The sequence below is a fragment of the Phaeobacter sp. JH204B genome, from assembly GCF_048055755.1.
In the GTDB taxonomy this organism is placed as follows: Bacteria; Pseudomonadota; Alphaproteobacteria; order Rhodobacterales; family Rhodobacteraceae; genus Phaeobacter; species Phaeobacter bryozoorum.
Genome location: NZ_JAYMXF010000002.1, coordinates 96228 through 109723, shown reverse-complemented (window position 1 = coordinate 109723; position 13496 = coordinate 96228). Strand labels below are relative to the sequence as shown.

11 protein-coding genes are annotated in these 13496 nt (G+C 62.7%); 6 read left to right on the top strand and 5 right to left on the bottom strand.

Annotated elements, in window-relative coordinates:
- The first annotated feature begins 1 nt into the window (after position 1).
- The gene (argE, locus tag VXL81_RS00530) at positions 2 to 1156 is read left to right on the top strand and encodes an acetylornithine deacetylase (RefSeq protein WP_416552458.1); all 1155 of its coding nucleotides are present in this window, start codon (positions 2 to 4) and stop codon (positions 1154 to 1156) included.
- Positions 1157 to 1183: 27 nt separating this feature from the next.
- Here argE and VXL81_RS00525 read toward each other — a convergent pair whose 3' ends face one another.
- Positions 1184 to 2515 (bottom strand): GH1 family beta-glucosidase, encoded by a 1332-nt coding sequence (locus VXL81_RS00525; protein ID WP_416552456.1) that lies wholly within the window; start codon positions 2513 to 2515, stop codon positions 1184 to 1186.
- A gap of 39 nt (positions 2516 to 2554) precedes the next feature.
- Positions 2555 to 3583 carry a substrate-binding domain-containing protein gene (locus tag VXL81_RS00520; protein WP_340544854.1) on the bottom strand — a complete coding sequence of 343 codons (1029 nt, stop codon included), beginning with the start codon at positions 3581 to 3583 and terminating at the stop codon, positions 2555 to 2557.
- 247 nt (positions 3584 to 3830) lie between these two features.
- Between VXL81_RS00520 and VXL81_RS00515 the strand changes: the two genes are divergently transcribed.
- The 5 genes from VXL81_RS00515 to VXL81_RS00495 all read left to right on the top strand — a co-directional run bounded on the left by VXL81_RS00515 (position 3831) and on the right by VXL81_RS00495 (position 10339).
- The gene (locus tag VXL81_RS00515; RefSeq protein WP_340544856.1) at positions 3831 to 5183 is read left to right on the top strand and encodes an ABC transporter substrate-binding protein; all 1353 of its coding nucleotides are present in this window, start codon (positions 3831 to 3833) and stop codon (positions 5181 to 5183) included.
- A gap of 140 nt (positions 5184 to 5323) precedes the next feature.
- Positions 5324 to 6331: a carbohydrate ABC transporter permease gene (locus tag VXL81_RS00510; RefSeq protein ID WP_260102984.1), complete on the top strand. Its 1008-nt coding sequence runs from the start codon at positions 5324 to 5326 to the stop codon at positions 6329 to 6331.
- A gap of 12 nt (positions 6332 to 6343) precedes the next feature.
- Complete coding sequence (locus VXL81_RS00505; protein ID WP_416552454.1) at positions 6344 to 7492, top strand: carbohydrate ABC transporter permease; 1149 nt, start codon at positions 6344 to 6346, stop codon at positions 7490 to 7492.
- 65 nt (positions 7493 to 7557) lie between these two features.
- The gene (locus tag VXL81_RS00500; protein ID WP_340544860.1) at positions 7558 to 9216 is read left to right on the top strand and encodes an alpha-amylase family glycosyl hydrolase; all 1659 of its coding nucleotides are present in this window, start codon (positions 7558 to 7560) and stop codon (positions 9214 to 9216) included.
- 31 nt (positions 9217 to 9247) lie between these two features.
- Positions 9248 to 10339, top strand: coding sequence for an ABC transporter ATP-binding protein (locus VXL81_RS00495; RefSeq protein ID WP_340544861.1), 1092 nt, complete (start codon positions 9248 to 9250; stop codon positions 10337 to 10339).
- Between the two features lie 22 nt (positions 10340 to 10361).
- Here VXL81_RS00495 and VXL81_RS00490 read toward each other — a convergent pair whose 3' ends face one another.
- From VXL81_RS00490 to VXL81_RS00480, 3 genes are read right to left on the bottom strand one after another with little or no spacing between them, the layout of a single operon-like run.
- Positions 10362 to 11441 carry an ABC transporter substrate-binding protein gene (locus VXL81_RS00490; protein WP_416543131.1) on the bottom strand — a complete coding sequence of 360 codons (1080 nt, stop codon included), beginning with the start codon at positions 11439 to 11441 and terminating at the stop codon, positions 10362 to 10364.
- The gene (locus VXL81_RS00485; protein ID WP_416534755.1) at positions 11411 to 12826 is read right to left on the bottom strand and encodes a sensor histidine kinase N-terminal domain-containing protein; all 1416 of its coding nucleotides are present in this window, start codon (positions 12824 to 12826) and stop codon (positions 11411 to 11413) included. Before VXL81_RS00485 ends, VXL81_RS00490 begins: the two co-directional genes overlap by 31 nt.
- Positions 12823 to 13488, bottom strand: a complete 666-nt coding sequence (locus tag VXL81_RS00480; protein WP_260090142.1) for a response regulator transcription factor — start codon at positions 13486 to 13488, stop codon at positions 12823 to 12825. The genes VXL81_RS00485 and VXL81_RS00480 overlap by 4 nt, the downstream gene beginning before the upstream one ends.
- Positions 13489 to 13496 lie beyond the last annotated feature (8 nt).

The following is a 13496-nucleotide window of genomic DNA, read 5'->3' as shown; positions in this document are numbered from 1 at the left end:
GGTGATTGATGAGACCACCCGGATCCTGTCGGATCTCATTGCCTTTCCAACGGTCTCGGCTGACAGCAATCTGGAGATGATTGCCTATCTTGCCAACCGGCTTGAGGACTGCGGCGCCAGTGTTGATGTGCTGTTTGATGCCAGCGGTCAGAAGGCAAATCTCTTTGCCACGCTTGGCCCGGACGCCGATGGCGGGATCGTGCTGTCAGGCCATAGCGATGTGGTGCCAGTGACCGATCAGGACTGGAGCAGTGACCCCTTCACGATGGTGGAGCGCGACGGGCGGCTCTACGGACGCGGCACCTGCGACATGAAAGGTTTCATCGCGGCGACCCTCGCCATGGCGCCGCAGTTCGCCGGGCAGATCGGCAAGCGTCCCCTGCATTTCGCCTTTACCTACGACGAGGAGGTGGGCTGCGTCGGTGCCGGTCATCTGGTTCAGACGCTGCGCGACCGCGAGATCAGCCCGCGACTGGCCATGATCGGTGAACCGACAAGTATGCGCATCATTGAGGGCCATAAGGGCTGCCACGAATACACCACACGTTTTCAGGGGCTTGAGGGTCACGGGTCGGATCCGTCACGAGGGGTCAATGCGGTGGAATACGCGGTGCGCTATGTCAGCCGCCTGCTCGATCTGCGCCTGGATTTGCAGCAGCGTACCCCGCCGGACAGTCGATTTGATCCGCCCTGGACCACGCTGAACATCGGTGCGCTCAACGGTGGCAGCGCGCATAATGTCATCGCATCAAAGGCGCAGGTCGATTGGGAGATGCGTCCGGTCCAGCAGGCCGACGCCGACCATGTAAAGGACACGATGGCACGCTATTGCCACGATGTTCTGCTGCCTGCCATGCGCGCGGTCTACCCCGAGGCCAGCATCGACACCGAGGTGGTGGGAGAGGTGGCAGGGCTGGTCCCCACCACGCGGAATGAGGCCCGCGACATCATGGCGGAGCTGCTGGGCAGCAAGAGCGCGGATCTGGTGCCCTTCGGCACCGAGGCGGGCTTGTTTCAGGCGCTGGGTATGGATGTGGTCGTCTGCGGGCCAGGGTCCATCGCGCAGGCGCATAAGGCGGATGAATACCTCGCCATTGACCAGCTCGGGCAATGCCTCAGCGTGCTGGACCAGCTGGCAGCGCGGCTGGCGGACTGACGCCAGCCCGCGATCGAAGCACCGGCATCATGGCGGGGGTGCCAACGCCGATTGCAGCGCGCGGTATGATGCTTTGGGGGTGCGGGTCAGCGTGTCGAAATCCACATGTATCAGCCCGAACCGTTTCTCATACCCCAGCGCCCATTCGTAATTGTCCAGAAGCGACCACAGGAAATAGCCCTGCACCGGCACGCCATCCGCAATGGCACGGCGCACCGCGTCCAGATGGTCATCGACAAAGGCGATCCGGGCGTCGTCCGGCACGGTGCCATCTGTCACCATATCCGCGTTGGCCATGCCGTTTTCGGTCACGATCAGCGGCAGATCTCCCGTATAGTCGCGGGCCGTCCGGGTCAGAAAATCATAAAGCCCCTGCGGATAGATCTCCCATCCCATCTGGGTCTTGGTCAGCGGGCCATCGACCTCGGCGTAATGGGGCCAGGCGCCGCTGCCCGGCGCAATCAGCTTGCGGGTATAGTAGTTGAGGCCGCACCAGTCGACGGGGGCTGAGATGGTGGCAAAATCATCCTGCCAGCCGTGCGGCAGATGCGGTTCCAGCCCTTCCAGCGCCAGATCCGGGTAGCGCACGTGAAAGGCACCGCCAAGGAAAAAGCCATTGTAGATCGCATCATAGCGCGCAGCGGCCTGCCGGGCGACCTCGCTGTTGTCGGCGGGGGCTGCCCATTCCAGATTGAACACGGCGCCAAGGTTCTCCATGCCTAGGCCGCGCATCGTTTCGATGGCGGTGCCATGGGCTACCATCACATGGTGCATCGCCCGCGCCGTTGCCCGGATATCACGCAGGCCGGGCGCATGATGGCCAAGGAAATGCGACAGCCAGCCTACGCACCATGGTTCATTGATCGGCGCCGCGGAATACATCCGGTCGCCAATGCGGCCCATGATGACCGCGGTAAAGTCGCCAAACCAATTGGCGATATCGGCGTTGCGCCAGCCTCCCATATCGGCCAGCGCCTGTGGCAATTCCCAGTGGTAGAGCGTCACGCAGGGTTTCAGCCCCCGCTCCAGCATCGCATCCGTCAGCCGGTCGTAGAAATCCAGCCCGTCGGGGTTGGGTGTGCCACGCCCCTCGGGCAGAACCCGCGCCCAGCTGGTGGAGAACCGGTAGCAGTCAAACCCGGCAGCCGCCGCCAGATCCAGATCCTCAGCGTAGCGGTGGTAATGATCGCAGGCGCGCTGGCCGTGCTCGGCTCGCACTACATTGCCGGGGGTGGCGGCGAAACTGTCCCAATGGGTCGCCCCGGCGCCGCCAAACCCGTGTCCTTCGATCTGATAGGCCGAGGTTGCCGCGCCAAAGAGAAAACCCTCGGGGAAGTCCTGGCGGCTGTTGCGTAACATGGCGGCTCTCCTGATTGGATGGTGCGGGCAGCGGTGAGCCTAGCGCGACGGCGCAGGCCCGGTGGAGCGGCCAACCGTCAGCTGCGCTTCCAGCAGGCGTGTCAAAGGGGCGTCACCCGGATCGCGGATCTGCGCCAGCAGCAGGTCGGCCAGCTGTCGGCCGGCCTCCTGCACAGAAGAAAGCGTCGCGGTGAATTGCGGCAGCTCATCGCCATTGCGCAGATAGGAGAGATCATCGTCATGGGTGATCACCGAAATATCGCGCCCCATCTGGCGCCCCGAATCCTCGATTGCGCGGCGCACACCCATCGCCGGGATGATCGACGACACCAGATAGGCGGTGGGCGGATCGGCCATGGCCTGAGTGTGTACGACGGTGCGGTGACCGTAGCTCTCGGTCATTTCCTCGGCAAACATCAGCGCGGGATCCAGGGGGATGCCCGCTGCGGTCAGCGCGCATTCGTAGCCTGCGCGACGGCGCCATGCGAAATCCATGCTCTCCAGACCATTGACCAGACAGATCCGCCGATGCCCGAGATCGAGCAGGAATTGCGTCGCCCGTTCAAAGGCGCTTTTGTTGTTCACATCCAGCCAGCTGTACGGCCCCTCCAGATCGGAGGCCCGGCCATGCACCGCAAAAGGCAGGCCAATATCGCGCAACAGTGCAATCCGCGGGTCCGACATGCGCGGCGCATGCAGCACGATGCCATCGACGTTCCGCTTCGCCGCCATCTCGCGATAGGCCTTTTCCTGTTTGCTGTCCTCGACCAGCGACAGCACCATGTCATAGCCGGCCTTGGCGTAGCTCTCGCCCGCTCCGGCGATGAAATCGCCAAAGATCGGGTTCACCATCTCATGCTGCGATGACAGCGGAATCACATGGCCGATGGCCATTGCCCGCCCGGTTGCCAGCGCCTTGGCGCGGGTGTTGGGGCGGTAGTTGTGCTGCTCCGCCGCCGCCGCAACCCGCCTGCGGGTGGCTTCGCTTACTTCGGGAAACCCATTCAACGCACGGCTGACCGTTGTCTGTGACAGGTTCAGATGGGCGGCCAGTTCCTTCAGATTCATACGGAAAGTCTCCAAAGCGCTTTGATATTTCGGGCGCATATCGCAACGCAGTGCTCATGCTCAGGTAGTTATGGCAGGGGTGAGGTGAGGCTGGCAAGGGTCGTTTAAATTAAGAGATAAGAGGTGTTTCTTGGTAATTTGTTGACAGCGCCGCGCGAATCTAGAAGTGTAGCGAAATCCAAAGCGCTTTGGATAACCGGATCAAACAGGATCTGGCAGGGCGTTGTGATTATCGGGAGGAAATATCATGAAACGCAGGCTTACTGCCGCTGCGGGCGTGTTGGCATTGACAGCCGGACTTGCGCAGGCCGACGGGGCGCTGACCTTTCCGGTCGGTGAGGGAGAGTTCAACTGGGACAGCTTCGAGGCGCTAAAGGCGACCGATCTTGCCGGTGAACAGGTCACCGTCTTCGGACCCTGGCTTGGCCCCGATCAGGCACTGGTCGAGAAAGTGCTGGCCTATTTTGCCGAGGCTACCGGCGCCGATGTGCGTTACACCGGCTCCGACAGTTTCGAACAGCAGATCGTCGTGGACGCCGAGGCCGGCTCCGCGCCCAACATCGCCGTCTTCCCACAGCCGGGACTGGTGGCGGACATGGCGCGACGCGGCTTTATCTCGCCTCTGGGCAGCGACACCGCCGACTGGGTGCGTGAAAACTACGCCGCTGGCGACTCCTGGGTCGATCTCAGCACCTTCAAGGGGCCGGATGGCAACGAGGATCTCTTTGGCCTGTTCTACAAGGTCGATGTCAAATCCCTTGTCTGGTACGTGCCTGAGACCTTTGAGGATTTCGGCTACGACGTGCCGCAGTCGATGGAAGAGCTGAAGGCGCTGACCGATCAGATGGTCGAGGATGGCAATACGCCCTGGTGCATTGGTCTGGGGTCCGGTGGCGCCACGGGCTGGCCTGCGACTGACTGGGTCGAGGATATGATGCTGCGCACCCAGGACCCGTCCGTCTATGACCAGTGGGTCAGCAACGAAATCCCCTTCACCGATCCCCGCGTCATCGGTGCGATTGAGGAATTTGGGCATTTCGCCCGCAATGACGCCTATGTCTCGGGCGGGGCAGGGGCGGTGGCCTCCACTGATTTCCGCGACAGCCCCAAGGGCCTTTTCGCCAGCCCGCCGCAATGTCTGATGCACCGTCAGGCGTCCTTCATCCCGGCCTTCTTCCCCGAAGGCACCGAGGTGGGGCTGGATGCGGATTTCTTCTACTTCCCGGCCTATGAGGAAAAGGATCTGGGCAGCCCGGTTCTGGGGGCAGGCACCCTGTGGTCGATCACCAACGACAGCAAGGGCGCGCGCGCCTTGATGGAATTCCTGAAATCCCCCATCGGACATGAGGTCTGGATGGCGCAACAGGGCTTCCTGACCCCGCACAAGGGCGTCAACACCGACCTTTATGCCACTGATACGCTGAAAAAGATGGGCGATATCCTGTTGTCCGCAGACACCTTCCGCTTTGACGCATCGGATCTGATGCCCGGCGCGGTCGGCGCGGGTTCCTTCTGGACAGGCATGGTCGGCTACGCTGGCGGCACCCCGGCAGAAGAGGTCGCGGCCGAGATCCAGTCCTCCTGGGATGCTTTGAAATAAGTCACAGGTGCGGGCTGCCTCTACCCGGTCGGCCCGCACCATTTGCAGTTTTCCCATCGAAGATCCGCGCCGATCTGCCCGCCTGCGTTGCTGCCGGGGGCTGATCTGCCCACTCCACCCCACCGCGAAGGGAGTTTCCCATGCACCCAGCCATTCAGGGCCTGCTCACAATCGCCTTTGGCGTCGGAGGGTGTGTCGGCTATTTCTACTTCTCCAATCTGGTGCTGGACCGGGTGATCTTTCCGGCACGCGGTGCGCATATCGCCCGCAATATCCGCCGCGCCAACATGATCCGACCCTGGCTGTTCCTGTTGCCCGCCTTGCTGGCGCTGGGGCTTTATCTTGCCTATCCGGTGGTCGAGACGCTGCGCCTTTCTGTCAGCGAACGCCTGCCCGGTGGCGGATCTGAATTCGTCGGCCTTGCCAACTACCAGCAGATGCTGGCCGAGGCGAAATTCTGGGAAGCGCTCAAGAACAATTTCCTGTGGCTTCTCGTGGTGCCTGCCGCCTCGACCGCCTTCGGCCTGCTGGCCGCACAGCTGACGGACCGGTTGGCCTGGGGCAATATTGCGAAGTCACTGATCTTCATGCCGATGGCGATCTCCTTTGTCGGGGCTGCGGTGATCTGGAAACTGGTCTATGACGCCCGCCCCGAGGGCACCGAGCAGATCGGCGTTCTGAACGCGCTCTACATCTATTTCGGCGGCGACGGGCCGATGCAGTGGCTGACCATCCCGTTCTGGAACAACTTCTTCCTGATGATGGTGCTGATCTGGATCCAGACCGGTTTTGCCATGGTGATCCTCTCCGCCGCCCTGCGCGGCATCCCCGAAGAAACCGTTGAAGCCGCCATCGTGGATGGGGCCGGGCCGTTTCAGATCTTCTTCAAGATCAAGGTGCCGCAGATCATGGACACGATCGTCGTCGTCTGGACCACCATCACCATCGTTGTGCTCAAGGTCTTTGACATCGTCTTTGCCATGACCAACGGCCAGTGGGAGACGCAGGTTCTGGCCAATTACATGTACGACAAACTGTTCCGCGCCAATGACTGGGGCGTCGGCTCCGCCAGCGCCATGGTCATCATGCTTCTGGTCCTGCCGATCCTGGTCTGGAACGTCTACAACGCCCGCCGCGAAATGCGCTGAGGAGAGACCGCCATGACAATGATTGCCGGACAAAAACCTGCGCTGACCTGGGCCTTACGCCTTTCTGTGGTGCTGCTCGTAGGGCTGTGGCTGTTCCCGACGCTGGGCCTCTTGGTGTCCTCCTTCCGCACCGCCGATCAGATCGCGACCAGCGGCTGGTGGCGCGCGATGTTCCCCAGTGAACAGAACCTGACCCTGCGCATTGACCCGCCCAGCGAACAGCTGCGACAGGGAAATCTCTTCGTGATTGAGGGCCGCCTCTTTGCCGAAGACACCAGCAGCGAGATTTCCGCCTGGGGCACCTCGGCGCGCGAGCCTGCCGCCTATCAGCCCGGTGAAACGGCCGAGCTGCGCCGTGGCGGCACCCTGTCGGTTGCGGCAGATGGCGCCTACCGGTTGGAAAGCACCGAGGAAATCAGCGGCAAACGCGGCCCCCGGGTGTTTGTCACCGCAACCGTGCCGCCGGAATTCACGCTGGAGAACTATGAAACAGTGCTCATCTCCGGCAATTCAACCGACAATATGGCCAAGGCATTTTTCAACACGCTGACCGTCACCATTCCGGCAACCATCATCCCGATCCTTGTTGCCGCCTTCGCGGCCTATGCGCTGGCGTGGATGGAATTTCCGGGCCGCGCCCTGCTGGTGGCGGCCATCGTTGGCCTGCTGGTGGTGCCATTGCAACTGGCGCTGATCCCGCTGCTGAAATTCCACAATGAGATCGGCATCGGCAAAGGCTACATCGGCGTCTGGATGGCCCACACCGGCTTTGGCCTGCCGCTCGCCATCTACCTCTTGCGCAACTACATGGTCGGCATCCCACGCGATATCATCGAAAATGCCCGTGTCGATGGCGCGACCGATTTCATGATCTTCACCCGCATCATCCTGCCGCTGTCCTTTCCGGCGCTGGCCTCATTTGCGATCTTCCAGTTCCTGTGGACCTGGAACGACCTTCTGGTGGCCATGGTGTTCCTGATCGACGCCACCGGGGAAACCACCGTGATGACCAAACAGATCGTTGAGCTGCTGGGCACCCGTGGCGGCAATTGGGAGATCCTCGCAACCTCCGCCTTTGTCTCGATTGCGGTGCCGCTCGGTGTCTTCTTTGCCATGCAGAAATACCTCGTCCGTGGCCTCCTTGCAGGCTCGGTCAAGTGACGTGATCCGCAGGCCGGATCACACCGGTCCTGCCTCTTACTCTACAGACTATGGAAACAGCTGATATGAACGCTCAAGCTCAACTCGACCCGGCACAGGTTCTCGCCGCTGACCCCGATTGGTGGCGCGGTGCAGTGATCTATCAGATTTACCCGCGCAGCTATCAGGACAGCAACGGCGATGGCATCGGTGACCTCAGAGGCATCACCCAGCGCCTGCCGCATATTGCTTCGCTTGGGGTGGATGCGATCTGGATCTCGCCGTTCTTCACCTCACCGATGAAGGATTTCGGCTATGACGTCTCTGACTATTGCGACGTCGATCCGATGTTCGGCAGCCTGTCCGACTTTGACCAGCTGGTCGCGACGGCGCACGGCCTGGGCCTGCGGGTGATGATTGATCTTGTGCTGTCGCATACCTCTGACCAGCATCCGTGGTTCGGCGAAAGCCGCCAGAGCCGCGACAATGCCCGCGCTGACTGGTACGTCTGGGCCGACCCGCAGCCCGATGGCACGCCGCCGAACAACTGGCTGTCGATCTTTGGCGGCTCTGCCTGGCAATGGGATCCCCGGCGGGAGCAGTATTACCTGCACAACTTCCTTGTCTCGCAGCCGGATCTGAATTTTCACTGCCCCGCCGTGCAGGACGCGCTGTTGGATGTGACCCGCTTCTGGCTGGAGCGCGGCGTTGATGGCTTCCGTCTGGATACCATCAACTTCTATTTCCACGACGCTGAGCTGCGGTCGAACCCGGCCCTGCCGCCAGAGCAGCGCAATGCCACCATCGCGCCCTCGGTAAACCCCTATAATCACCAGGAACATCTCTACTCAAAGAACCAGCCGGAAAACCTGGCCTTCCTTGGCCGGTTCCGCGCGCTTCTGGATGAATACCCGGCCAAGGCGGCCGTGGGCGAGGTGGGCGACGCGCAGCGCGGTCTTGAGATCATGGGCAGCTACACGGCAGGCAACAGCGGCGTTCACATGTGCTACGCCTTTGAGCTCCTGGCCAAGGATGTGCTGACCGCCTCCCGGCTGGCCGAAGTCTTTGCCGAGGTGGACCGCGTTGCGGCCAGCGGCTGGGCCTGCTGGGCGTTTTCCAACCACGATGTGATCCGCCACAGCAGCCGCTGGGATCTCAGCCCGGAGGCGCAGCGCCTGTTCACCACCATGATGATGTGCCTGCGCGGCACCACCTGCATCTATCAGGGCGAGGAGCTGGGCCTGCCAGAGGCAGACATCGCCTTTGAAGATCTGCAGGACCCCTATGGCATTGAGTTCTGGCCCGAATTCAAGGGCCGCGACGGCTGCCGTACGCCAATGGTCTGGGAACCGTCAAACAGCGCAGGCGGCTTCAGCGAAGGCAAGCCATGGCTGCCCGTCTCGCCCGAGCATCTCAGCCTGAGCGTCGCCAGTCAGGAAGCCGACCCGCAGGCCATGCTGCACCACTACCGCCGCGCCATCGCCCTGCGCAAGGCACATCCGGCGCTCGCGGTGGGCACTCATGACCAGCTGCGGGCAGAGGGCAATGTCGCCTTCTTCACCCGTCAGGACCGTGACGAGGTGATCTTCTGCGCTTTCAATCTGGGGGACACCCCGGCAGAGATCACCCTGCCGGAGGGCACATGGCGCAGGCCCGACACCGACATCGCCCTGGCCGACCTGCCGCAAAGCGGCGCCCGTGTCGCGCTGGCACCGTGGCAGGCCTGCCTTGCGGTGCGGGTCTGACAGAAACGACGAGCAGGGGAGGGACCAGTAGATGGCAAACCTGAAATTGACCAATGTCGCCAAGACCTACGGGGGCGGCGTCGAGGTCCTGAGAGATATCAATCTCGATATCAAACAGGGGGAGCTGATCGTCTTTGTCGGCCCCTCCGGCTGCGGCAAATCCACCCTGCTGCGGATGATCGCGGGGCTGGAGCGGATCAGCGGCGGCACGCTGGAAATCGACGATGCGGTGATGAATGATATCCCGCCCGCCCAGCGGGGCATCGCGATGGTGTTCCAGTCCTATGCGCTCTATCCGCATATGACCGTTCGCGACAACATGGCCTTTGCGCTGAAAATCGCCAAGAAAAGCAAGCCTGAGATCGACGCCGCCATCGACCGCGCCGCCAAGATCCTGCAGCTGGAGCCTTATCTCGACCGCCTGCCCAAGGCGCTGTCGGGCGGGCAGCGCCAGCGGGTCGCCATCGGTCGCTCCATCGTGCGTGATCCGAAGGTCTATCTCTTTGACGAGCCACTCTCAAATCTGGACGCGGCCCTGCGGGTCGCCACAAGGATCGAAATCGCCCAGCTGAAAGAGGCGATGCCGGACAGCACCATGATCTATGTGACCCATGATCAGGTGGAGGCGATGACGCTGGCCAGCCGCATTGTGGTTCTGGCCGACAAAGGCATCGCACAGGTCGGCACGCCACTGGAGCTGTACCAGCGCCCGGAGAATGAATTTGTCGCCCAGTTCATCGGCTCGCCCGCAATGAACCTCATTCCCGGCACTGTGATCGCCACTGGCCCACGCACCACCGTGCGGCTCAACAGTGGCGAAGAGGTCATCGCCGATATCCCCACGACCGACGCCGATCAGGGGCTCGCGGTGAATGTCGGCGTCCGGCCCGAGGATCTGGTCGAAACCGGCACAGGCGGCGCGCTGATCGACAGCCGCGTCGATATTGTGGAGGCTCTGGGTGAGGTGACGGTGCTCTACATCGCCGCAGGCGAGGGCAAGGATCCCCTGATTGCGAAACTCCCCGGCATTCACAAGGGGTTGCGCGGCTCCTCTGTGCGGCTCTACGCCGACCCGGCCAAGCTGCATCTGTTCCACAACGGCCAGTCGCTGCTCTATCGTTGAGCGGTGCGGGCGGCAGGCGGGCTTATTTCTGCAACACGGTGCTGCGCCATTCTTCGATAAAACGCGCCCGTTTCAGCCGGTCCAGAAACACCAGCAGCCCCGGTCCCATCTGGATCGGGCGCAGCGCCGCCTCGGGGCTGGCGGCCCCGGTTGGATACCTTGGGAACGGATAGGCCGGATCGCGGCTGCTTCCCCAGGCCGCGCGCAGCAGGTGGTCGATAAAGGCGCCGGCCAGATCCGGCCGCTCAGCCCCCTTCAGCACCACGGCGGTGCGCAGCATCATGTTGGTGTAATCCTGCGGATCCACGATCTCGATCCGATCCGCCAGATCATCCCGCGCGCGGGCGTAGCTGCCCAGCACGTTATAGGCAATCGCCAGATCTCCCCGCGCGACCGCCTCGATCATCTCGCCGGAACAGCAATAGAGCCGCAGGTCAAGACTGCCGAAAATCTCCATCATCCGCCAGAAACTCTCTGAGGTGCGCAGATCCTGCGTCGCAAACAGATAGCCAAGGCCGCTGGTCTCGACATCATAGGTGCCGATGCGGCCCCGGAACCGGTTGGGGTATCGCCGTAAGAGCGACATCAGCGCCTGCCGGCTGCGCGGCATCTCCAGCCCCTCAAAGGCCGCCGGAGACAGCACAATCGACGCAGGCTCCTGCGAGAAGGCAAAGACATGGTCGCGCCAGTTGCCCCAGACCGGCAGCTGCGCCGTCGTGGTGGAGCGGTGCGCCAGCGTATAGCCGTCATTGGCCAGTTTGGTCTGCAAATCCAGCGCCGAGGAAACGGCCAGATCAAACGGCGCGTTCTCCTCCACGACCGCCCGCATCAGCTCGGCACTGCTGACAGCGACATAGTCCACCACCACGGTCGGTCGCGTCCGCAGGAAGCTATCGACAAGCGGCGCCAGCAGATCGGTGTCTGTGGTTGACAGAACCCGCAGCAGATCCGGTGCCGCCTCGGCTGCGGCAGGCCCAAAGCGACGGCGATCTTCGATCTCAAACGCCTGCGCTGCGATCCCCAGCTGAACAAGCGCCAGTAGCGCCAGACACAGACCCCGCACCGGGCGGCTCACGATAGCGGAAAATACAAGGATACGCATGATCCCTCCCGTCTTGGGGCCGCCGCTGGCGGGCCGGTGGTGGCGTCGCTGGGGGCAATGCTCAGCCGTCCGCCATGGGCCTCAACCACCTCGCGCGCGATGGTAAGGCCAAGACCGGAGCCGATGGTGCCTTCGGCGTTTGTGCCACGGGCAAACCGCGCGGTCAGCGCGTCGGTGTCGCCATCCGGAAACCCACCAGCCTCATCGATGATGCTCAGCCGCAGCGCCTGTCCCTCCCGGCGCAGGATCACCTGCACATCGCTTTCGCCCGGCGCATATTTGATTGCATTGTCCAAGAGGTTGCGCACCGCGTTCTGGATCAGGATCGGATCACCCGACAGGGCCGGTGTCTGCGGCAGGTCGCAATGCAGCGCGATGTCCTTCAGCTCGGCAATCGGACGAAGCCGGTTCAGAAGCTCCCGGCAGAGGGCCCCCAGATCCACCTCTTCGCGCAAGAGGCTGTCAGTGCGAAAGGTCACCATCGCATGATCCAGCAGCTGACCCGCCGCGCGCGAACTTTCGTCAATTGCGCGGATCATCTCGCGCAGCGAGGCGCGGTTTTCGTCCCGCTCAACCCGGCGCAGCGTGATCTCCGCCTGCGTGCGCACAGTGGCCAGCGGCGTGCGCACCCGGTGCGCGGCCTCGGCGATGAAATCCTCCGACCGAGACAGCGAAATCCGCAGTCGGTCGATAAACCGGTTGAGCGAGGACACCAGCGGGATCATCTCCGAGGGCACGGGCCTGCGCACCGGGCGCAGATCCTTGGGCCCGCGCCGCGACACCGCCCCGGCAAGTTCGGCCAGCGGCCGCACACTGGATTGCGCCGCCCAGATCGCGAGGACTGCGGCAATGACAAAGAAACCGACCCCCAGCTGCAAGGCGCGGCGTGTCAGCTGCGCCAGCTGCGCCGATTGCCCCTCGCGGGTCTGCGCCACCGAAATAATCAGGTCGGATGCCTGCCCGCCCAGCGAAACCCGCCGCGCCAGCGTCACCATCCGAATGCTGTCGCCCTTGTAGCTCAGCGTTTGAAACCGGGGCGCCCCCTGTCGCGGCAACGGGTCGGGTCGGGGCAGGTCGTCGTAACCGGTCAGCACCAGCTGATCCTGCGCGACGCGATAAAATACCCGGTCATTGCTGACGTTGCCCAGCATCGACAGCGCCGCATAGGGGATATCCACTGTCACATCGCCCGAGCGGACCGAAACGGAATCCATGATCGAGGTAGCCGAGGCCTGTAGAATGCTGTCATGGGTCTGCTGCGACACATCGCGGGTGAAGACCAGCACGATAAAGAACAAGAGCGACGCCAGAAAGGCCGCACTCCCCACCAGTTGCAGCGTCAGACGCCGCCGGATCGACCCACTGGTGCGGATGGCCTCGCTCATGCAAGCGACATCCGGTAGCCAAGGCCGCGTACCGTGGTGATCTCCACCTCAGATCCGGCCAGATGCTTGCGCAGCCGCGCCACATAGACCTCGATCGCATTTTCCGAAACGTCCTCCTCATAGGAGAACAACCGGTCCACCAGTTTCGACTTGGAAAAGATACGGTCCGGCGCGTTGATGAAAATCTCCAGCAGCCGCAGCTCCTTGTTGCGCAGCGATACGGTTCTGCCGCCCACCGTCAGGGTTCCGGCAAGCGGATCAAAGATCAGCGCACCGAATCGTTTCTGGTTGGAACTGCCGCCACCATGGCGCCGCAGCACCGCCCGGCAGCGCGCCTCCAGCTCGGAAAAATCAAAGGGTTTGGTGATGTAGTCATCCGCCCCCAGATCCAGCACACCAACCCTGTCCGACACCTCGGAACGTGCCGTCAGCACAATCACCGGCGTTGTGCCCTGACGGTTGCGATGGGATTTCAAGAAGCTGCGGCCATCCCCGTCTGGCAACATAATATCCAGTAAAATCAAATCGTAATCCGCGGTCGCCGCATAGTCATCCGCCACCGCCAGATCCGGGGCATGGTCCACCACATGGCCATCCATCCGCAGCCGGTCCTCGACGGCGGCCGCAAGGCTCAGATTGTCTTCAACCAGCAAGAAGCGCATGGGAGTCC